General features: G+C 31.4%; 20 protein-coding genes and 2 rRNA genes (1 of these 22 running past the window's edge). 9 read left to right on the forward strand and 13 right to left on the reverse strand.

Translation table 11 applies throughout. The annotated features are described in order from the left end of the window. The 13 genes from JJC01_01025 to dnaA form a co-directional block, all read right to left on the reverse strand. Positions 1 to 1,230, reverse strand: a 23S ribosomal RNA gene (locus JJC01_01025) (it extends 1,664 nt beyond the left edge of the window). A gap of 283 nt (positions 1,231 to 1,513) precedes the next feature. Further along, positions 1,514 to 3,017 (reverse strand): 16S ribosomal RNA (locus tag JJC01_01030). The 16S and 23S rRNA genes sit together here, the layout of an rRNA operon. A gap of 183 nt (positions 3,018 to 3,200) precedes the next feature. Then, positions 3,201 to 3,974 carry a SigB/SigF/SigG family RNA polymerase sigma factor gene (locus tag JJC01_01035; protein ID UDN58487.1) on the reverse strand — a complete coding sequence of 258 codons (774 nt, stop codon included), beginning with the start codon at positions 3,972 to 3,974 and terminating at the stop codon, positions 3,201 to 3,203. Further along, positions 3,974 to 4,381, reverse strand: coding sequence for an ATP-binding protein (locus JJC01_01040; protein UDN58488.1), 408 nt, complete (start codon positions 4,379 to 4,381; stop codon positions 3,974 to 3,976). Before JJC01_01040 ends, JJC01_01035 begins: the two co-directional genes overlap by 1 nt. Positions 4,382 to 4,384: 3 nt before the next feature. Continuing rightward, positions 4,385 to 4,702: an STAS domain-containing protein gene (locus tag JJC01_01045; GenBank protein UDN58489.1), complete on the reverse strand. Its 318-nt coding sequence runs from the start codon at positions 4,700 to 4,702 to the stop codon at positions 4,385 to 4,387. Positions 4,703 to 4,713: 11 nt separating this feature from the next. Beyond that, a complete protein-coding gene (locus JJC01_01050) occupies positions 4,714 to 4,974 on the reverse strand; it encodes a DUF948 domain-containing protein (protein UDN58490.1) in 261 nt (86 codons plus the stop codon). Beyond that, positions 4,974 to 5,270: a YtxH domain-containing protein gene (locus JJC01_01055; GenBank protein UDN58491.1), complete on the reverse strand. Its 297-nt coding sequence runs from the start codon at positions 5,268 to 5,270 to the stop codon at positions 4,974 to 4,976. The genes JJC01_01050 and JJC01_01055 overlap by 1 nt, the downstream gene beginning before the upstream one ends. Before the next feature lie 68 nt (positions 5,271 to 5,338). Further along, positions 5,339 to 7,765, reverse strand: a complete 2,427-nt coding sequence (gyrA, locus tag JJC01_01060) for a DNA gyrase subunit A (protein ID UDN58492.1) — start codon at positions 7,763 to 7,765, stop codon at positions 5,339 to 5,341. A gap of 19 nt (positions 7,766 to 7,784) precedes the next feature. Next, complete coding sequence (gyrB, locus tag JJC01_01065; protein UDN58493.1) at positions 7,785 to 9,686, reverse strand: DNA topoisomerase (ATP-hydrolyzing) subunit B; 1,902 nt, start codon at positions 9,684 to 9,686, stop codon at positions 7,785 to 7,787. Then, positions 9,687 to 10,802: a DNA replication/repair protein RecF gene (gene recF / locus JJC01_01070; protein ID UDN58494.1), complete on the reverse strand. Its 1,116-nt coding sequence runs from the start codon at positions 10,800 to 10,802 to the stop codon at positions 9,687 to 9,689. 16 nt (positions 10,803 to 10,818) lie between these two features. Further along, positions 10,819 to 11,025: a S4 domain-containing protein YaaA gene (gene yaaA, locus JJC01_01075; protein UDN58495.1), complete on the reverse strand. Its 207-nt coding sequence runs from the start codon at positions 11,023 to 11,025 to the stop codon at positions 10,819 to 10,821. Between the two features lie 137 nt (positions 11,026 to 11,162). Then, complete coding sequence (locus tag JJC01_01080; protein ID UDN58496.1) at positions 11,163 to 12,269, reverse strand: DNA polymerase III subunit beta; 1,107 nt, start codon at positions 12,267 to 12,269, stop codon at positions 11,163 to 11,165. Positions 12,270 to 12,500: 231 nt separating this feature from the next. After that, positions 12,501 to 13,823, reverse strand: a complete 1,323-nt coding sequence (gene dnaA / locus JJC01_01085) for a chromosomal replication initiator protein DnaA (GenBank protein ID UDN60104.1) — start codon at positions 13,821 to 13,823, stop codon at positions 12,501 to 12,503. Positions 13,824 to 14,478: 655 nt separating this feature from the next. Between dnaA and rpmH the strand changes: the two genes are divergently transcribed. The 9 genes from rpmH to noc all read left to right on the forward strand — a co-directional run bounded on the left by rpmH (position 14,479) and on the right by noc (position 21,828). Beyond that, on the forward strand, positions 14,479 to 14,616 hold the full coding sequence (rpmH, locus tag JJC01_01090) for a 50S ribosomal protein L34 (GenBank protein ID UDN58497.1): 138 nt from the start codon (positions 14,479 to 14,481) through the stop codon (positions 14,614 to 14,616). Between the two features lie 77 nt (positions 14,617 to 14,693). Next, a complete protein-coding gene (gene rnpA / locus JJC01_01095; GenBank protein UDN58498.1) occupies positions 14,694 to 15,038 on the forward strand; it encodes a ribonuclease P protein component in 345 nt (114 codons plus the stop codon). Between the two features lie 32 nt (positions 15,039 to 15,070). After that, positions 15,071 to 15,322 (forward strand): membrane protein insertion efficiency factor YidD, encoded by a 252-nt coding sequence (yidD, locus tag JJC01_01100; GenBank protein ID UDN58499.1) that lies wholly within the window; start codon positions 15,071 to 15,073, stop codon positions 15,320 to 15,322. A gap of 31 nt (positions 15,323 to 15,353) precedes the next feature. Then, entirely contained in the window at positions 15,354 to 16,061 is a 708-nt protein-coding gene (locus JJC01_01105; protein ID UDN58500.1) for a YidC/Oxa1 family membrane protein insertase, read from the forward strand. Then, positions 16,030 to 16,659 (forward strand): protein jag, encoded by a 630-nt coding sequence (locus JJC01_01110; GenBank protein UDN58501.1) that lies wholly within the window; start codon positions 16,030 to 16,032, stop codon positions 16,657 to 16,659. The genes JJC01_01105 and JJC01_01110 overlap by 32 nt, the downstream gene beginning before the upstream one ends. Positions 16,660 to 16,768: 109 nt before the next feature. Beyond that, a complete protein-coding gene (gene mnmE / locus JJC01_01115; protein ID UDN58502.1) occupies positions 16,769 to 18,148 on the forward strand; it encodes a tRNA uridine-5-carboxymethylaminomethyl(34) synthesis GTPase MnmE in 1,380 nt (459 codons plus the stop codon). A 122-nt stretch (positions 18,149 to 18,270) separates the two neighbouring features. Then, on the forward strand, positions 18,271 to 20,166 hold the full coding sequence (gene mnmG, locus JJC01_01120; protein UDN58503.1) for a tRNA uridine-5-carboxymethylaminomethyl(34) synthesis enzyme MnmG: 1,896 nt from the start codon (positions 18,271 to 18,273) through the stop codon (positions 20,164 to 20,166). Beyond that, on the forward strand, positions 20,159 to 20,878 hold the full coding sequence (rsmG, locus tag JJC01_01125) for a 16S rRNA (guanine(527)-N(7))-methyltransferase RsmG (GenBank protein ID UDN58504.1): 720 nt from the start codon (positions 20,159 to 20,161) through the stop codon (positions 20,876 to 20,878). Before mnmG ends, rsmG begins: the two co-directional genes overlap by 8 nt. A gap of 164 nt (positions 20,879 to 21,042) precedes the next feature. After that, positions 21,043 to 21,828 (forward strand): nucleoid occlusion protein, encoded by a 786-nt coding sequence (noc, locus tag JJC01_01130; protein ID UDN58505.1) that lies wholly within the window; start codon positions 21,043 to 21,045, stop codon positions 21,826 to 21,828. Positions 21,829 to 21,922 lie beyond the last annotated feature (94 nt).

Genomic DNA, 21,922 nt, shown 5'->3' on the forward strand with positions numbered 1-21,922 from the left:
ATGGGAAGCTCCCTACCCATCATTACTGATGCCGTAGCTTCGGTAGTAAGTTTTAGCCCCGGAAATCTTCGGCGCAGGATCACTCGACCAGTGAGCTATTACGCACTCTTTGAATGAGTGGCTGCTTCTAAGCCAACATCCTGGTTGTCTGTGCAATCCCACATCCTTTACCACTTAACTTACATTTAGGGACCTTAGCTGACGATCTGGGCTGTTGCCCTTTCGACTATGAATCTTATCACCCACAGTCTGACTCCCAAGTATAAGATGACGGCATTCGGAGTTTGATAGTCTTCGGTAGGTGCAATACCCCTAGGACATTCAGTGCTCTACCTCCGTATCTCTCACCTTGAGGCTAGCCCTAAAGCTATTTCGGGGAGAACCAGCTATCTCCGGGCTCGATTGGAATTTCACCGCTACCCACAAGTCATCCCCGAGCTTTTCAACGCTCGTGGGTTCGGACCTCCACGAAATTTTACTTTCGCTTCATCCTGCTCATGGGTAGGTCGCCCGGTTTCGGGTCTACATCAAGTAACTGAACGCTCAGTTAAAACTCGCTTTCGCTACGGCTCCACACCTTAAGTGCTTAACCTTGCTACTTAACGTAACTCGTTGGCCCGTTCTACAAAAAGTACGCGGTCACACAAGAAATGTGCTTCCACAGCTTGTAAGTGCAGGGTTTCAGGTTCTATTTCACTCCCCTCCCGGGGTTCTTTTCACCTTTCCCTCACGGTACTATACGCTATCGGTCACTAGGTAGTATTTAGCCTTGGAGGGTGGTCCCTCCTGCTTCCCACAGGGTTTCACGTGTCCCGTGGTACTCTGGATCATATCTGAAGTTTTCTCGTTTGACATACAGGACTATTACCTTCTGTGGTGGGTCTTTCCAAACCTCTTCAATTACGATACCTCTTCGTTTAAGATATGTCCGCAACCCCAATAAAGAAAACTTTATTGGTTTGGGCTATTCCGCGTTCGCTCGCCGCTACTTACGGAATCGAATTTCTTTCTCTTCCTTCAGGTACTTAGATGTTTCAGTTCCCTGAGTTCCCCTCATTAAGCTATGTATTCACTTAATGATACTTAGACATTACTCTAAGTGAGTTTCCTCATTCGGAAATCTTCGGATCAAAGTTTACGTGCAACTCCCCGAAGCTTATCGCAGCTTATCGCGTCCTTCATCGGCTCCTAGTGCCAAGGCATCCGCCCTGCACCCTTAATAACTTGACCAGTTAAAAAGGTTTGATAGATTAGAAACTATCAACTTCGATAATTTTTAAAAGTTATCAACTTTATATATTACAAATTAGATGTCATATCACTAAATATATATATGCAGTTTTCAAAGTGCTAACGCACAGCGCCAACAGATAAATCCTGTTGCTTAAAGTGCTAACACACAAGGCCAACAAACAAACTTCACATGCGTTCAGTTTATACTGTTGCTCAAAGTGCTAATTGAGTATTCGTAAAAACGAACCCTCAAAATTAAACAGTAGGCAATTCTCCTTAGAAAGGAGGTGATCCAGCCGCACCTTCCGATACGGCTACCTTGTTACGACTTCACCCCAGTTATTGATTCCACCTTCGACGACTTCTTCCAAAAGGTTAGATAATCGGCTTCGGGCGTCTCCAACTCCCGTGGTGTGACGGGCGGTGTGTACAAGACCCGGGAACGCATTCACCGCAGCATTCTGATCTGCGATTACTAGTAACTCCAGCTTCATGTAGGCGAGTTTCAGCCTACAATCCGAACTGAGAGTAGCTTTAAGGGATTAGCTCCACCTTACGGCTTGGCAACCCTCTGTACTACCCATTGTAGCACGTGTGTAGCCCTAAGCATAAGGGGCATGATGATTTGACGTCATCCCCACCTTCCTCCAGGTTATCCCTGGCAGTCTCTCTAGAGTGCCCAACTTAATGATGGCAACTAAAGACAAGGGTTGCGCTCGTTGCGGGACTTAACCCAACATCTCACGACACGAGCTGACGACAACCATGCACCACCTGTCACCAATGTCCCCGAAGGGAACTCTCCGATTAAGGAGATGTCATTAGGATGTCAAGCTTAGGTAAGGTTCTTCGCGTTGCTTCGAATTAAACCACATGCTCCGCTACTTGTGCGGGTCCCCGTCAATTCCTTTGAGTTTCACTCTTGCGAGCGTACTTCCCAGGCGGAGTACTTAATGCGTTAGCTGCGGCACCGAGGGGGGGTAACCCCCGACACCTAGTACTCATCGTTTACAGCGTGGACTACCAGGGTATCTAATCCTGTTTGCTCCCCACGCTTTCGTGCCTCAGCGTCAGTTACAGTCCAGAGAGCCGCCTTCGCAACTGGTGTTCCTCCTAATATCTACGCATTTCACCGCTACACTAGGAATTCCACTCTCCTCTCCTGCACTCAAGTCTCCCAGTTTCAAGAGCTTACTACGGTTGAGCCGTAGCCTTTCACTCCTGACTTGAAAGACCGCCTACGCACCCTTTACGCCCAGTAAATCCGGATAACGCTAGCCCCCTACGTATTACCGCGGCTGCTGGCACGTAGTTAGCCGGGGCTTCCTCCTCAAGTACCGTCATTATCTTCCTTGAGGACAGAGTTTTACGACCCGAAGGCCTTCATCACTCACGCGGCGTTGCTGCATCAGGCTTTCGCCCATTGTGCAATATTCCCCACTGCTGCCTCCCGTAGGAGTTTGGACCGTGTCTCAGTTCCAATGTGGCCGATCACCCTCTCAGGTCGGCTACTGATCGTCGCCTTGGTAAGCCGTTACCTTACCAACTAGCTAATCAGACGCGGGTCCATCCTGTACTGGCTCACCTTTGATATTCAAGAGATGCCTCTCAAATATGTTATCCCGTATTAGCATACCTTTCGGTATGTTATCCGTGTGTACAGGGTAGGTTACCCACGCGTTACTCACCCGTCCGCCGCTCTTTACCGAAGTAAATCGCTCAACTTGCATGTGTTAGGCACGCCGCCAGCGTTCATCCTGAGCCAGGATCAAACTCTCAAATAAAAGTTTATCAGGCTCAGATACTATTGTTATCTAAATATCTGGCTTTATGGTTTGTTTCTTGTTTTATAAATTAACCTACTGTTTAATTTTCAATGTTCGTATTTTTTCTTGTTCCTTTTTTTCAAGGACAAGTAATACTATACCATCATTCAAACAGTAGGTCAATACTTTTTTTATTATTTTTTAGAAATTTTTTTCATATTCTTTTTTTAGCTTTTCTACGACCTTTTTTTCTAAGCGAGAAACAGTCATTTGAGATATATCTAATTCTTTAGCTATACTAGACTGGGTTTTATCGAAGAAAAATCTATCTTTAAATATTTTTACTTCTAACTCATTTAAAGTTTCAATAAACTTATTAATAAAATCTTCGTATTCTATACTTCCGAAATTACCTTCTTCTTTTCCTATTTTATCAATAAGAGTTATGTCTTTGTCTTCTGAATCATCATTACTTGATGAATCTAAAGACATAGGTTGATAACCATAAGATGCTTCCATAGCCTCTAGTACATCTTCTTCACTAACTCCTATATAGTCAGCGATATCTTTTACCTTTGGATGTTTTTTATTTTCTTGCTCTAGTTTAATTTTCGCATCACTTATCTTTTTGCTTAATTCTTGTATTCTTCTTGGTACTCTAAGTGTCCATACTTTATCTCTAAAATATTTTTTAATTTCTCCTACTATAGTTGGTGTTGCAAAACTGGAGAATTCAAATCCCTTTTCAACATCATATCTATCAATAGCATAAATTAATGCTAATGAAGCAACTTGATATATGTCTTCAAAATCAACACCCTTGTTTATATACTTTTTAGCTAACAACCTTGCTAAATATAGATGTCTTTCAATAAGAATATTCCTGATATCTACGTTTTTATTTGTATTATATAAATTAAATAGCTCTTTTGTATCCATATTTAGGTAATGTGTAGCATTAGCTACATTTTTCATTAAATATCAACTCCTAAATACTTAGTCATTTTTATTTTTGTTCCTTGATTACATTCTGATTCAATATCTACATCATCCATTAAAGTTTTAATTATAAATAATCCAAGACCACTTTCTTTTGGATTCTCTAAATCTGGTGTACTTATTGAGCTAACATCATATCCTTTTCCATTATCTTGAATCTCTATATTAATTGCATCGTCTAAAATATTAAATACTATATTGAATACATCATCATTACTATGTTTTATTGCATTGGTACATGCCTCTGATACTGCTACCTTTATATCTTCTATATCATCTATTGGAAACCCCATTTTATTTGCAATCCCAGACGCTGTTAATCTTATTATGCCTACATAATCTGGATTTGTAGTAATTTCCATCTTTATAGTTTCACAAGCCAAAATTTATCCCTCCACTTTAAATATTTTATCTAGACCTGTTATAGTAAAAATTTTCCTAACATTACTCTTAGGATTTACTATGTATATCTCTTTTTCATTTATTTTTAGTTTTTTTAAAACACCTATCATAGCTCCTAAACCTGTAGAATCTATATAATCTAAATCTTTAAGATTAATCTTTACATCCAACATATTTCTTTCTATTAAACCATGTAAATGTTCTTTTAATTTATCTGCTGTAGAGACATCAAGTTCTCCATCAATACAAACATTCCAAAACTTATTTTGAGAATCTAAATTTGAATCTATATTCATAGACATGTAAAAACCTCCTATTTTCTCTTAATAATTTTAAATATATTACCTATACTCAATATCTTATTAATTACATAAACTATATCATCTATTCCCTTTGATATTGATGATGCATTTTCAACAATATCTTGTATATGTCTTTCATTGTAATCTACAATCTTATAAGCTTTTTCAACAACTTTATTTAAACTATTTAGAGTTTTAGCTAAATAAATTGCTACTATAAGAGCCGAACTACCTACTAACACTGCTCCTATTTGCCACCCCCATGCATTCATTAGTTAACATCTCCCTCGTCGTCAAAACTTTTACTTATTACTATATCTTCTTCTGAAATTTTTATATCTTCTTCATTATTATCATCATCTACTAAAGTTATTATTCTCTCTTTAACATCATTAAATGTTTCATGTAGAACTTCTTTTGGGTTTTCTTTCACTTTATCAAACTTATCTTTTGTCTCTTTTCTTAACTCAGAACCTTTTTTTGGTGCAAGAAACATACCAAATATAAAACCTAAAATGGCTCCTATTAATAAAAATCCACCTTTTTTACAACCTCTTTTATTACACATAACAACTACTCCTTTCAATTTTAAATTTTTATCTAAGTACATTATACAAAAAGAATAGGATATTTATCCTATTCTTCTTCAATATTTATTTTAGCAATCGAAACTACATTCACTTCTTCATTAGTCTTCATTAATTTAACACCACTTGTAACCCTTCCAAATAGTGAAATTTCATTAACTCTTATTCTAATAAGAACTCCATCAGAATTTATAATCATTATCTCATCATCTTCATTGACCATCTCTGCACCAACAATTGTACCAGTTTTTTCAGATATGTTATAAGTTTTAATTCCTTTTCCAGCTCTTATTTGGCTTCTATATTCTTCTATATTTGTTCTTTTACCAAAACCATTTCTACTGACAACTAATACATCTGTACCTTTACTACAAAGATTCATAGATACAACAAAGTCTTTTTTACTTAAAGTTATACCTTTTACACCCATTGCTGTTCTACCCATATATCTTATATCATTTTCATCAAACCTTATAGACATACCTTCATTAGTTACTAAAAGTACTTCCTGTTTTCCATCTGTTAGCTCTACTCCAATAAGTTCATCATCATCTCTTAAACCTATAGCAATAAGACCAGATTTGTTTATATTTTTAAACTCTTCTCGTTTAGTCTTTTTAACGATACCTTTTTTAGTTGTAAGTAATAAATATTCATTTTCATCATTACCATCTATAGGTATTAAAGTTGCAATCTTTTCGTCTGCTGACAATTGAAGTAAGTTTACTATAGCAGTACCTTTTGCTTGTCTCTTACCTTCAGGTATTTCATATGCATTTAATTTAAATACTCTACCCTTATTTGTAAAGAACAGTAATCTACTATGAGTAGTTGTAGTTATCAAGTGTCTTACAAAGTCCTCTTCTCTGGTTGTAAGTGCTGAGATACCTCTTCCACCTCTTTTTTGGCTCTTATAAGTATCAGATGGAAGTCTTTTTATATATCCAAAGTGAGTAAGAGTTATGGCTATTTCCTCATCACTTATAAGATCTCTCATATCTATCTCGCCTTCAGCATGTCTTATTTCTGTTCTTCTTTCATCAGAATAATTTTCTTTTATTATTGTCATTTCATCTTTTATTACATTTAAAAGTAATCTTTCATCAGCCAAAATTTCTTTTAATCTATTTATTTTCTTTATTAAGTCTTCATACTCAGCTTCTATCTTATCTCTTTCTAGACCTGTAAGTCTTTGAAGTCTCATATCTAGTATAGCTTGAGCTTGAATCTCAGTTAGATTGAATTTTTCTACTAAACCTATCTTAGCTTCTTGGCCTGTTTTTGAAGCTCTTATCAAGCTTATAACAGCATCTATATTATCTAAAGCAATTTTTAATCCTTCTAAAATATGTGCTCTTGCTTCAGCTTTGTTTAATTCAAATTTAGTTCTTCTTGTAACAACATCTTCTTGATGTTTAATATAATGATATAGTATTTGCTTAAGATTTAAAACTCTTGGTTGACCATCTACAAGAGCAAGCATTATTATACTAAATGTATCTTCCATTTGAGAATGTTTATACAGATTATTTAATACTATATTAGCATTAGCATCTCTCTTTAATTCTATAACAATTCTCATACCATTTCTATTACTTTCGTCTCTTAAATCTGATATACCTTCTATTCTTTTTTCTTTAACTAACTCAGCTATTCTCTCAACTAATTTAGCTTTATTTACTTGATAAGGTATTTCTGTAACTATTATCTGTTGTTTTCCTTTTGGAAGTTCTTCTATAAAAGCTCTAGATCTAACCTTAACTTTACCTCTTCCAGTTCTATATGCCTCTGCTATATTCTCTTTTCCCATTATAATTGCAGCTGTAGGAAAATCTGGACCTTGTATAAATTTTATTAAGTCCTCAACACTACAATCTGGATTGTCAATCAAATGTACAGTTGCATCAATTACTTCAGCTAAGTTATGTGGAGGTATTGAAGTTGCCATCCCAACAGCTATACCATTAGACCCATTCACTAATAGATTGGGATACCTTGCTGGTAGTACTGAAGGTTCTTTTAATGATTCATCAAAGTTTGGTTTAAAATCTACAGTTTCTTTTTCTATATCTCTTAATAATTCTAATGATAATTTACTCATCTTAGCTTCTGTATAACGCATTGCCGCTGGTGAGTCTCCATCAACAGAACCAAAGTTACCATGACCATCTACTAAAAGTGCTCTAGTTGAAAAGTCTTGAGCCATTCTAACCATTGCAAAATAAACAGCAGTATCTCCATGTGGATGGTACTTACCTAAAACGTCCCCAACAATACGGGCTGACTTTCTATATGGTTTATCTGGTGTTAAGTTTAATTCACTCATTGAGTATAGTATTCTTCTGTGAACTGGCTTTAGACCATCTCTAACATCAGGAAGAGCACGTCCAGCTATAACACTCATCGAATAATCGATATAAGATTTTTTCATTTCTTCCGCTATTTCAATAGGGAGTATTTTGTTATTTTCTTCCATGTATACTAATCCCCTCTCTCTATATATCTAAGTTTCTAACGAATCTTGCATTTTCTTCTATAAATTCTTTTCTTGGAGCAACCTTATCACCCATAAGCATTGAAAATACTTCATCTGCAATTGCAGCATCTTCTACAGTTACTTGCAATAAAGTTCTTGTATCAGGATTCATAGTGGTATCCCATAATTGTTCTGCATTCATCTCTCCAAGACCTTTATATCTTTGAAGTTCTGCACCATTTCTTCCAATTTCATCTAATAAAACATTTAATTCTTTATCTGAATAAACATAATGTTCCTTTTTTTGCTTTGTTACTTTATATAAAGGAGGTTGTGCTGCATAAACATACCCCTCATCTATAAGAGGTCTCATGTATCTAAAGAAGAATGTTAATAGCAAAGTTCTTATATGAGCTCCATCTACATCGGCATCGGTCATAATTATAATTTTATGATATCTAGCCTTATCTATATCAAAATCTTCTCCTATACCACAACCATAAGCTGTTATCATATTTTTTATTTCGTCTGAAGATAATATTCTATCTAGTCTTGATTTTTCGACATTAAGTATCTTACCTCTTAATGGAAGTATCGCTTGGCTATTTCTATCTCTACCTTGTTTTGCGGAACCTCCCGCTGAATCTCCTTCGACTAAGAATATTTCACTTTTAGCAGGATCTTTTTCTGCACAATCTGCTAATTTTCCAGGTAAAGATGTGCTTTCTAAAACACTCTTTCTTCTTGTTAATTCTCTTGCTTTCTTTGCAGCTTCTCTAGCTCTTTGTGCTCTCAAAGCTTTATCAACTATTATTCTAGCTGTTGCTGGATTTTCCTCTAAGAAAGAGCCAAGTTCATCAACTGTTACACTATCAACTACACCTCTCATAAAACTATTACCTAGTTTTGTTTTAGTTTGTCCTTCAAATTGAGGTTCTGGTAATTTAACTGATACTACAGCTGTAAGTCCTTCTCTTATATCTTCACCTAATAAGTTAACATCATTTTCTTTTAAGAATTTATTTCTTTTAGCATAATCATTTACAGTTTTAGTAAGAGCTGCTTTGAATCCACTTAAATGAGCTCCTCCTTCATGCGTATTTATATTATTTGCAAAAGAATATATGTTCTCTGTATAACCATCCGTATATTGCATAGCTAATTCGACAATACAATCATCAACTTTTTTATCTATATAAACTATGTCATCATGTATTCCAGTTCTAGATTTATTTAAATACTTAATATATTCTACTAGACCACCTGTATAGTGAAATTCTTTTCTTTTTTCTTGATTTTCTCTTTTATCTTCAAATACTATTTTTATTCCTTTATTTAAAAAAGAAAGTTCTCTAAGTCTATATTCTAATGTTTCATATTTAAACTCTATTTCATCAAATATAGTAGCGTCAGGCATAAATTGAATTATTGTTCCTGTACTTTGAGATTCTCCAACTATCTCAATCTTAGATGTTGGTAGACCTTTTTCATATGTCTGCTTATATATTTTTCCATTTAAATAAACTTCTGCTATCATCCATTTTGATAATGCATTAACTACAGAAACACCAACTCCATGAAGACCTCCAGATACTTTATATCCTCCGCCTCCAAATTTTCCTCCTGCATGAAGATTAGTTAATACTGTTTCTAAAGTCGATTTTCCAGTCTTAGGATGTGTTTCGACTGGGATACCTCTTCCGTCATCTTTTACTAAAATACTGCCATCTTCATTAATAGATACATATATATTTGAACAATAGCCTTGTAAAGCCTCATCGATACTATTATCTACAACTTCATAAACTAAGTGGTGTAAACCTCTTGGGCTTGTACTACCAATATACATACCTGGTCTTTTTCTAACGGCCTCTAATCCCTCTAATACCTGTATCTGACTTGCACCGTATTCTTGTTTCATTTAATTTCCTCCATTCTCTATGCTAATAACATTGCCGTTTTCAATATTAAATATTGTAACATCCTTTTCATCAAATATTTTTTTATGTGAAATTTCAGCACTTGTTATAAACATTTGAACATTGCTTAAATTATTTACTAAAAGTTTTTGTCTTGCTTCATCTAACTCACTAAAAACATCATCTAAAATTAATACTGGATATTCTTCAACCTCATTTTTTATTAATTCTATCTCTGATAGCTTTAATGATATTGAAGCAGTTCTTTGTTGACCTTGTGAACCAAAAAGTCTTGCATCTAAATCATTTATGAATATATTTAAGTCATCTTTGTGTATACCATATCTAGTAGTTCTAGATTCTATATCATTAGGTCTATTTGATGACAACTTGGCTAAAAATTTATTATATACTGTTTCTATAGTATCTTCGTCAGTTATATTTATTTGAGTTTTATATTTGATTGATAATTTTTCAACTCCATTAGTCAAATTCATATGCATATGTTCAGATATATTAGCTATCTTTTTTATAAAGTCTCTGCGTAAAATATAAATATAACTTCCGTATTTTGCTAGTGTATCATCATATACATCTAATAAAGCTTCATCAACATGCATGCTTTTTAGAACTCTACTTCTTTGAGAAAGTATTTTATTGTAATTAGTAAGATAATTATAATATTTAGGAATAATTTGGCTAATCTCTTTATCTATGAAAGTCCTTCTCTCTTTAGGACCTTCTTTAACCAGTCTTAAATCTTCAGGTGAAAATATGACAACATTTAAGTTGCCAAGTAATTCCTGCATTTTTTGCAAAGGAACTTTATTTATTCGTATCCCCTTTTTATCTTTTCCAATAATTAGCTCTATTAGACTATATTTATTATATTTTGAAAAACTTCCTCCAACATATAAATTTTCACTATTAAATCTAACCATTTCTCTATCTTTGTTGGTTCTAAATGACTTGCCAAAAGAAAGCATATAAATAGATTCTACTATATTTGTCTTTCCTTGACCATTTTTTCCAACAAGAAGATTCACTTTACCATTAAATTCCAGATGCAACTTTTCATAATTTCTAAAATTAACAAGCTGCAAACTTTTAAGTTTCACAAAAAGTTCTCCTTTTTTACAATACTTTTATTTTAGTTCCTTCTATCTCAACTATATCTCCTGATTTTATCTTTTTCCCTCTTCTTAATTCTATTTCATCATTTACAGTCACTAAACCTTCTTGAATTAAAAATTTTGCATGACCTCCGGTTGATGCAATCTCTGCTAGTTTTAGGAATTGATCTAACTTTATATAGTCTGATTCTATAGTTATTTCAGTCATAAGAGTTCCTCCTTGCCATTATTTTAGGTAAATAGGTATTAATACACTAAAAGTATATTATACCATAAAAATACTTGCAAAAGGAGTTGCCTAAGATTAGAAAAATTTTTCTACAAAAGACAACTCCTTAATATCTACTATATATTAGATGATATTCTTACTGGAAGTAATAAGTAAATATAATTAATATCATCTGTTGGTTTAATTATACAAGGATTTACATTTGTAGTAAATTCTATAAATATTTCCTCATTATCTATATTTTTCAATCCTTCAATAAAGTATCGAGAGTTAAAAGCTATATCTAAATAATCTCCATCTAAATCTATTTCAACTTCTTCATAGACATTTCCTTTTTCTGTATTAGAAGTAATTGCCATTACTTTATCCCTTATAGATAATTTTATAAGGTTATTTTTTTCTGATTGAGACAATAAAGATGCTCTTTCTATACTATTTAAAAGTTCTTTAGTATTTAACTTTACTCTACTATTATGCTCTCTTGGCAATAATTTTTTATAATCAATAAAATCTCCTTCAAGTAATCTTGTAATAATTTTTGTATCATTAATTATAAAAATAGCATTTTTTTCGTTAAATCCAACTTTAACATTATCTTCTCCAGAAAGCAAGCTATTTACATCTATAAGTGTCTTTCCTGGAATTATTACTTTTATATTTTCAGTTAAACTATCAACTGAACAGCTTTTTACAGCTAATCTATAGCCATCAATTGCTACTAGATTTAAATTTTTATCTACAATTTCTAGAAGTTCTCCCATTAAAACAGGTTTTGTTTGGTCTTGTGAAATAGCAAATACAGTTTGTTTAATCATATTTTTTAGGAGTTCTTGAGGTATGCTGTATAAATCTTCTTCATTTAATTCTGGTAGTTTAGGAAATTCTTTAGCTGCATATCCTTTAATTTTAAATCTTGAATTTACACAATTTATGTAAATATTATTTTCTGAATCTGTTTCTATCTCAACAAAAGAATCTGGTAATTTTCTAATTATATCTCCAAATAATCTTGCATCTACAACAACATCACCTTTTTCTATAATCTCTGCTTGTACATAAGTTTCTATTCCTATCTCCGCATCATATCCAGTAAGTTTTAACTGGCCTTCTTCTGTAGATATAAGTATACCCTTTAATAGTTCTATAGTTGTTTTTCCATTAATAGCTTTTTGAGCAATCCCGATTCTATTTGCTAGGATTTTTTGATTACAAATTATTTTCAATGTGGATAACCTCCTCTGGCTTTTTATATAAAAAAATAAGTTAAAATCATAGTAGTAATAGTAGTAGGTGTTGTTGATAATGTTAATAAGTACATGTAACATTATAAATGCAAAGATATCAACATGTGTATAAGATGTTGATATCTTTGTTATTTTATACTTAATTATTTGTTAATAAATTTTAATATAAAAAAGTTATTCAATAGATATAAACAGACAATTGTGTATAAATTATCCCTTTAAATCTGATATAATTTTGTCTATTTTAGTCTTAATTTCTTCGCTTTCTTCTATGTCTCTAGATACTTTATCATGAGCATGAATTACTGTTGTATGATCTCTTCCTCCAAATTCTTCACCTATTTTAGGGAGAGACAAATCAGTAAGTTCGCGCGTTAAATACATAGCTATTTGTCTTGGAAAAGCTATTGAACGAGTTCTTTTTTTAGAATTAAAATCTTCCATTTTTAAATTGAATACAGAAGAAACTTTTTCTTTTATTCTAAGCACATTGATTTCTTCATTTTTAGAAGTTGTTATAATATCTTTTAAAGCTTCTGTAGCAAGATCAAAAGATATCACTCTATTACTAAGAGAAGAGTAAGCAACTACTCTAGTTAAGGCACCTTCTAGTTCTCTTATATTTGACTTAATATTTTTTGCTATATATGACATAACTTCGTTTGGCACTTCTATACGTTCTAGTTGAGCCTTTTTTCTAAGGATAGCAATCCTTGTTTCAAAGTCTGGTGCCTGAATATCAGTTATAAGTCCCATTTCAAATCTCGATCTTAATCTATCTTCTAGTGTAGGTATATCTTTTGGTGGTCTATCACTAGAGATAATTATTTGTTTATTTGCCTCATGAAGAGTATTAAATGTATGGAAAAACTCTTCTTGAGTTCTTTCCTTCCCAGCTATAAATTGAATATCATCAATTAATAAGACATCTACATTTCTATATTTATTTCTAAATTCTTCATTTTTATCATCTTTTATAGAGTTTATAAGTTCATTAGTAAATTTTTCTGAAGAAACATAAACAACTTTTGAATCTTTTTTTTGGCTGACAATATGATGTCCAATAGCGTGCATTAAATGAGTTTTACCTAAGCCAACCCCTCCATACAAAAAAAGTGGATTGTAAGCTTTAGCAGGAGATTCAGCAACTGCAACACATGCAGCATGAGCAAATCTATTGCTATTACCAATAACGAACGTATCAAATGTGTATTTTGGATTCAGGTTAGGGTAAAGTACTCTATAATTTAAATCTGCACTATCAGAATTTAGGTCAGCAACTTCTTTTTCGCTCAATACAAATTTAATATTATACTTTTTTAATGACAGTTGATTTATAGCATCTTCAATTAAATGCAAATATCTATTTTCTAGAATATCTTTATTAAAATCACTAGGAGCTAGTAGTATCAAGTCATTAAGATGTATTTTTAATGGTACGATGTTTTTAAAAAAGGTATTAAAACTTACTGAAGTTAAGTCACCTTTTATTAATTGTAGGGTTTTGTCCCATAAAGAAACTATATCCATAATATAAACCTCCGAACAGAATAATTAATATTTTCCACAAAGTTATTAACAGAAAAGCAAAAATATATATAAATTTTACAGAATAACTAAATTTATGGATAATGGTGTTGATAAATTAATAATAGTATAAATTATTAAAAAAATATGAAAAGATATAAACAATATGTAGATAAAGTTATAAATAACATAAACATACAATAAATGGTGATTATAACTAGAGTATTGTCAGTAATCTTAAAAGTTATACACAAAAGTATCCACAAGCTGTGAATAATTTTTAATAAGTTGATAACATTTATACACATTATCAACAAGTATATTTATAATATCAAAATATATGTCAAACTTCAATGATTTGTAACTAATTTATCCACAATATTAACTAATTGTTGATAAAAATATAAACATGTTAAATTTGCTTTATTTGTGTATATAATTGAAAAAAATAATTTAGAATAAAATTAAATAGATTTTTACTAGTATTTTCAATAAAAAAAATACATAATATATATATGGTAGATTTTGTGATGCAAGCATACCAAAAACTCGTTGACAACGATAGTAAAAGTATTTATAATTATATGTGTTATGTTTACTTTGAGGGTAAAGTTATTATTTTTATAAACGGAAAATGAAATCTGAAAGGCGGTGCAAAATAATGAGTAAAAGAACTTATCAACCAAAAAAGAGACAAAGAAGTAAAGAACATGGTTTCAGAAAAAGAATGAAGACGTCTAACGGAAGAAACGTGTTAAAAAGAAGAAGAGCTAAAGGAAGAAATAGATTAACTCATTAATTACAAAAGGGCCGCTGCAAAGGTGGCCTTTTTGTGTAAATAATTACAATGCATAGCTGTGTTTATGGAGGTTAACTATGGACTTTAATAGGACAAAGGGGTTAAAAAAAGACTCTGATTTTAGAAAAGTATATAAACACGGCAAATCTTTTGCAAACAGATATTTAGTAATATATATACTTAAAAATAAATCAGATTATAGTAGAATAGGTATTTCTGTTTCAAAGAAAGTAGGAAAAGCTATCACTAGAAATAGAGTAAGAAGATTAATAAAAGAAGTCTACAGATTAAATATTGATGAAAAAATTAAGCCTGGATATGATATAGTATTTATAGCAAGAGTATCTAGTAAAGATGCTAGTTTTAAAGAGATAGACAAGTCTATAAAAAATTTAGTTAAAAGAACGGATATTTCTCTTTAAATTATATGCTATAAATATGGAGGTTAATAATTTTGAATAAAATAATTTATATATTAAAGGAAATAAGTAGGTATTTATCGAATTTATGTATTTATTTAGTAAAATTTTATCAAAAGTATATATCTCCCTTAAAGGGACCTACTTGTAGATTCTATCCAACTTGCTCACAATATTCAATAGAGGCATTTAAAAAATATGGATTTGTAAAAGGTATGTACTTAACAATAAGAAGACTTCTAAAATGTCATCCTTTTCATCCAGGAGGTTACGACCCTCTAAAATAAAAGAGAGTAACTATTAGGAGGTATAAAAAAATTGAATATAATAGGAAATTTCTTAGGATTAATTCTTAAGGTAATATTTGAATTTGTTAACCACTATGGTATTTCTATAATAATTTTTACTATACTTGTAAAGATTATTTTACTACCATTAACAGTTAAACAGACTAAGTCAACAAAGGCAATGCAAGATATACAACCTCGTATAAAAGAGATACAAGAAAAATATAAAAATAAGCCAGAAAAACAAAATGAAGAAATTGTTAAGTTATATGGAGAAGCTAAAATTAATCCACTATCTGGTTGTTTACCTTTATTAATACAGTTTCCTATATTAATAGGATTATTTAGCGTTTTAAGAGAGCCAGTTGCTCATGGCGTTTTTGCAAATCAAGCTGCATTTATGGCAGCTGACAATGGGTTTTTATGGATAAAAAGTTTAACAGCACCAGATTATGTATTAGCAGTATTTTCAGGAGCAAGTGCATATGTAATGCAAAAAGTAATGACTCCAAAGGACCAACTACAAGGCTCTATGAAAGTAATGACATATGTAATGGCAGGGATGTCTTTCTATTGGGGATTTATATTCCCAGCAGGACTTACATTGTACTGGACAGTAAGTAACTTATTCTCAATAGCTCAGTATTACTTAATAATGAATCCTTTAAAAGCTAAGCTGGCTGCTAACTCTAAGGAGGAAAAAGTTAATGAGAAAAAGCCTAAAATTAATAAAAAGTAAAAGTAAAGAAGAAGCTATAAATAAGGCGATAGCAGATTTAAATTTAAAAGTAGAGGATATAGAGGTAGAAATACTAGAAAATCCAAGCAAGGGGTTTTTAGGTTTTATAGGTGCTAAAGATGGTACCTATGAAATTTTTGTTATTGAAAAGGAACTAGATGTAGCTAAAAATTTTATAGAGGTAATGTTGAAAAATGCAAATGTTGATGCCAAAGTCAATGTATCTCAAAAAGATAATTTAATCATGGTTGATATTGAAGGCAAAGAAGCTGCAAGTTTAATTGGTAGAAGAGGGGAAACTTTAGATTCTATTCAATTTTTAACTGGATTAGCTCTTAATAAAATAAATAAAGACTCTCATACAAGAGTACTTGTAGATATAGAAAACTATAGGTCAAAAAGAGAAGAATCTTTAATAAGATATGCTAATAAGGTTGCTAGAGAAGTAGCGAAAACAAGAAAAACTAAAAAATTAGATTATATGAATCCATATGAGAGAAGAATAATACATTCAGCCCTTCAAAATGACAAATATGTAATTACATATAGTGAAGGAACCGATCCATATAGAAGATTAGTAATTGAGTGTAAAAGATAAAATCAACCTCCTAAACATTAGGGGGTTTTATTTTTTAATCTTATTAAATCATTGTAATTGGTCAAAAATAAATCTATATGTAAAAATTATAAATTAAGAGGTGATAAATTTGTTTATAGATGATACAATAGCGGCTATAGCTACAGCACCTGGAGAAGGTGGTATAGGTATACTGAGAATAAGTGGAGAAAAAGCTTTAAAAGTTTCAGAAGAAATCTTTAAATCCATGTCAGGAAAGAGTATTAAAGATTATAATAAAAGAACATTAATATATGGAAATATTGTAGATAATGAAAATGCAATAGATGAAGTATTATTGGCATATATGAAGGGTCCCAATTCATATACAGGAGAAGATGTTATAGAAATAAATTGCCATGGTGGATTTATTTCAGTAAAGAAAATTTTAGAACTAATATTATCTAAAGATGTTAGATTGGCAGAAGCTGGGGAGTTTACTAAAAGAGCATTTTTAAACGGAAGAATAGATTTATCTCAAGCAGAAGCAGTAATAGATGTTATAAAGGCAAAAACTGATATAGCTCATGAAGTTGCTCAAAACCAGTTAGAGGGTTCTCTATCAAAGAAGATAAGAGACTTAAGAGATAAAGTTACTGAGATACTGGCACATGTAGAAGTTGCTATAGATTATCCTGAAGAAGATATTGAACATATAACATATCAAACGCTTAAGGATAAAACTGGTGAACTTAAAAAAGAAATTAAAAAATTATATGATACAGCTGAAAGTGGGAAAATACTTAGAGAAGGCTTGAAAACAGTAATTGTTGGGAAACCAAATGTAGGAAAATCTTCACTGCTTAACTCTATTTTGGGAGAAAATAGAGCTATAGTTACAGACATACCAGGAACTACTAGAGATGTTATAGAGGAATTTGTTAATATAAAAGGTATACCTCTTAAGATAGTTGATACAGCAGGTATAAGAGATACTGATGATATAGTTGAAAAAATAGGCGTTGAGAAATCTAAAGAATCATTTACAAGTGCTGATTTAATTATAATGGTTTTAGATGCATCAAGAAAGTTGTCAGAAGAAGATGTAGAAATATTAAAGAAGCTTAAAGATAAACAAACAATAGTACTATTAAATAAAAATGACTTAAAACAAGAGATTGAAGAAGAAAAAATACTTAAATATGTAGAAAATAATAGTATAATAAGAATATCAGCTTTACAGCAAGAAGGAATAGAAACATTACAAGATAAGATAGAGTCTATGGTATATAAAGGAAGTATCAAAAACAATTCTAGTTTAATAGTAACTAATTCTAGACATAAGGATGCACTTGGTAAGGCATATAAGTCTGCAACAGATGCTTTAATTGCTCTAGAACAAAGTATGCCATTTGACTTTGTAGAAGTAGATTTAAAAAATATATGGGACTACCTTGGATATATTAATGGAGATACAGTAACAGAAGATTTATTAGATAATATATTCCATAACTTCTGTATAGGAAAATAGGATGTAAAATACAAAAGGAAAGAAGATATAGAAGTAATAAATTTCATTTTTTATTGTAGAAATTATAGATATTTTATAGTGTTTCTCATGAAACATTAATATTAAAAAGAAAGGAATTATAAATGATAAAGTTTGAAGCAGGAAAATATGATGTTATAGTAGTTGGGGCAGGTCATGCGGGATGTGAAGCTGCTTTAGCTACTGCAAGAATGGGATATAAAACTTTGATAATAACAATGTCTTTAGATTCTATTGCATTAATGCCTTGTAATCCATCAATTGGTGGAACGGGTAAAGGTCAGTTAGTAAAAGAGATAGATGCTTTAGGTGGTCAAATGGGACTAAATATAGACAAGACATATATACAAAGTAGAATGTTAAATACTGCTAAAGGACCAGCAGTTCATTCCTTGAGAGCCCAAGCAGATAAATTTAAATACCATGAAGAAATGAAAAAAACATTAGAAAATGAGCCAAACCTCGATATAGCTATGGATGAAGTTGTAGAAATATTACATGAAGGAAATGTTGTAATAGGTGTTGGAACTAAGCTAGGATGTTCATTTAAATCTAAAGCTGTAATATTAGCTACTGGAGTTTATTTAAATTCAAAAATATATATGGGTGAGGTGGCATTTTACGAAGGTCCTAATGCACTAGGATATGCAAAATACCTTACAGATAGTTTAGTTGAATTAGGTCTTAGAATGAGAAGATTTAAAACAGGAACACCAGCAAGAGTCCATAGAGATAGTATAGATTTCTCTGTAATGTCTCTACAAGAAGGTGACGAAAAAGTAACTCCTTTCTCATTTATGAATGAAAACATAGAGAAAGAGCAAGAACCTTGTTATTTAACAAGAACCACTGAAGATACTCAAAGAGTTATACTAGATAATTTAAAAAGGTCTGCCATGTATAGTGGAGTTATAGAAAGTACTGGGCCAAGATATTGTCCTTCTATAGAAGATAAAGTAGTAAGATTTAGTGATAAAACTTCACATCAATTGTTTATAGAGCCAGAGGGTTTGAATACTAAAGAAATGTATATTCAAGGGATATCAACTAGTTTACCTTTTGAAGTTCAACTAGATATGTATAAAACTATAAAGGGGCTTGAAAACTGTAAGATAATGAGACCTGCATATGCTATAGAATATGATTGTGTTGACCCAACACAATTAAAAATAAGTTTAGAAATAAAAGGTGTTGAAAACTTATTTAGTGCAGGGCAATTTAATGGAACTTCTGGATATGAAGAAGCAGCAGCTCAAGGGCTTATGGCGGGTATAAATGCTGTTAGAAAGATAGAAGGAAAAGAACCTTTTGTATTAGATCGTTCAGAAGCATATATAGGTGTATTATTAGATGACCTTGTTACTAAAGGAACTAATGAACCTTATAGAATGATGACATCAAGAGCAGAATATAGATTGTATTTAAGACAAGATAATGCGGATATGAGATTAACTCAAAAGGGTTATGAATTAGGCTTAGTTAAAAAAGATAGATATGAAAGATTCATAAATAAAAAGGATGCTGTTGAAAAAGAATTTGAAAGATTAAAGAGCGAAAGGGTTACACCAAAGGAAGTAAATAATTTACTAGAAGAAAAAGGTGCAACGCCAATAAAAGTTGGAATATCACTGTATGAGTTTTTAAAAAGACCAGAAGTATCCTATGAATTGCTTGAAGAAATAGGAAAAGATGCTGGTGAAGATGTTTCAAGAGAAGTTAAAGAACAATGCGTAATAATGACTAAGTATGAAGGTTATATAGACAAGCAATTAAAACAGATAGACCAATTTAAAAAGCTTGAGAATAAAAAATTAGATGAAAAAATAAATTATTCATCAATAGAAGGACTTAGATTAGAAGCAAGACAAAAACTAGATGACATAAAACCTATTTCAATAGGTCAAGCATCTCGTATATCAGGTGTTTCTCCAGCTGATATATCAGTATTACTTATACACCTAGAACAAGTTAGAAGAACTAGAGGTGGAAAAAGTGAATAATATAAAACTTCTAGAAAATGGAATTAAAAATTTTAATATAGATACAAATGATGATATGTTACAAAAATTTAAGACTTATAGAGATATATTAGTTGATTGGAATCAAAAAATGAACCTTACAGGAATAGAGGATGAAAAAGAAGTATATATAAAACATTTTTTAGACTCTATTTCAGCTGTAAAAAATGGATATATAAAAAATGGTATGTCCATAATAGATGTTGGTACAGGTGCTGGTTTTCCAGGTATACCACTAAAAATATGTTTAGAGGAGTTAGAGTTAACCTTATTGGACTCTTTAAATAAAAGAATAAGCTTTCTAGAAGAAGTTGCTAGAGCATTAGAACTAGAGGGTATTAAATTTATACATGGAAGAGCTGAAGATTTTGGAAAAGATGAAAAGTACAGGGAAAAGTATGATATTGCTACAGCAAGAGCTGTAGCTGGATTACCAATTCTTATGGAATTTTGTGTACCATTTATAAAAGTAGGAGGATATTTTATTTGTTTAAAAGGTCCAAATGCTAATCTAGAATTAGAGGAATCAAAAAAGGCTATAGATACTTTAGGATTAGAGTTTGTTGAAAAAATAGATGTAGAATTACCAGAAATAGATTTAAATCATAATATATTAGTTTTTAAAAAGATACATGAAACACCAGTTAAATACCCTAGAAAAGCTGGTAAGCCAGCTAAAAATCCTATTAAATAATCAAGATATTAATTAGTAGGCAACCTTAATCATTTCTCAGGAAATAATTAAGGTTGCCTCAAAACAAACAAAAATAAAGGAATTATTAAAGTAGATGCAGAAATAAAATTGTATGTACATATAGAGAACAAAAATATTTATATCTAAAATAAGAGAGGTATGTTATGGAAGATAAAAGAGTTATGGAGATACCTATAGAAGATATAGTTCCAAATCCATACCAACCAAGAAAAATATTTTCACAAGTTTCATTGGAGGAATTGAGCAATTCTATAAAGGTATATGGTATAATTCAACCTATAACAGTTAGAGCAAAAGATGGTAAATATGAACTAATTGCTGGAGAAAGAAGATTAAGAGCAGCTAAGTTAGCAGAGCTTAAAACTGTACCAGCAATTATAAATAATATGAACGATGAATCTTCTGCTGTTCTAGCGTTATTAGAAAATTTGCAACGAGAAGACTTAAATTTTATTGAAGAAGCAATTGGCTATGAAAACTTAATAAAAGAGCATGCTTTTACTCAACAGCAATTAGCAGAAAAATTAGGTAAAAATCAATCTACTGTAGCAAACAAGCTTAGAATATTAAAGCTTCCAAACGATATAAAAATGAAGCTAATAGAGAATAATTTAACAGAAAGACATGCTAGGGCATTCCTTAAATTACCAAGTGAAGATTTAATGAAAAGTGTACTAGAAAAGGTCATAAAGAATGAATTGACTGTTAAAAAAACAGAAAAACTGATACAAGATATACTAGAAGAAATTGAAATTCAAGAAGAGCCTGATAAAAAACAGAATATAAAGGGTGCTATGAGTATAAGAATTTACATAAATACTATAAAGCAAGCCTTTGATGCTATATCAAATACAGGAATTGATGCTAAGTATAATGAAATAGATAAGGGAGATTATATGGAAGTTGTCGTAAAAATCCCTAAAAAATAGAGATTACTGCTTACCAGTAATCTTTTTTTTTAAACAAGCCTTGTAATATAAATTGATTTATAGACATTATTTATAATTATAAAAGCAACTAGTC

The sequence above is a fragment of the Clostridioides sp. ES-S-0010-02 genome (assembly GCA_020641055.1).
Taxonomy (GTDB): Bacteria; Bacillota; Clostridia; order Peptostreptococcales; family Peptostreptococcaceae; genus Clostridioides.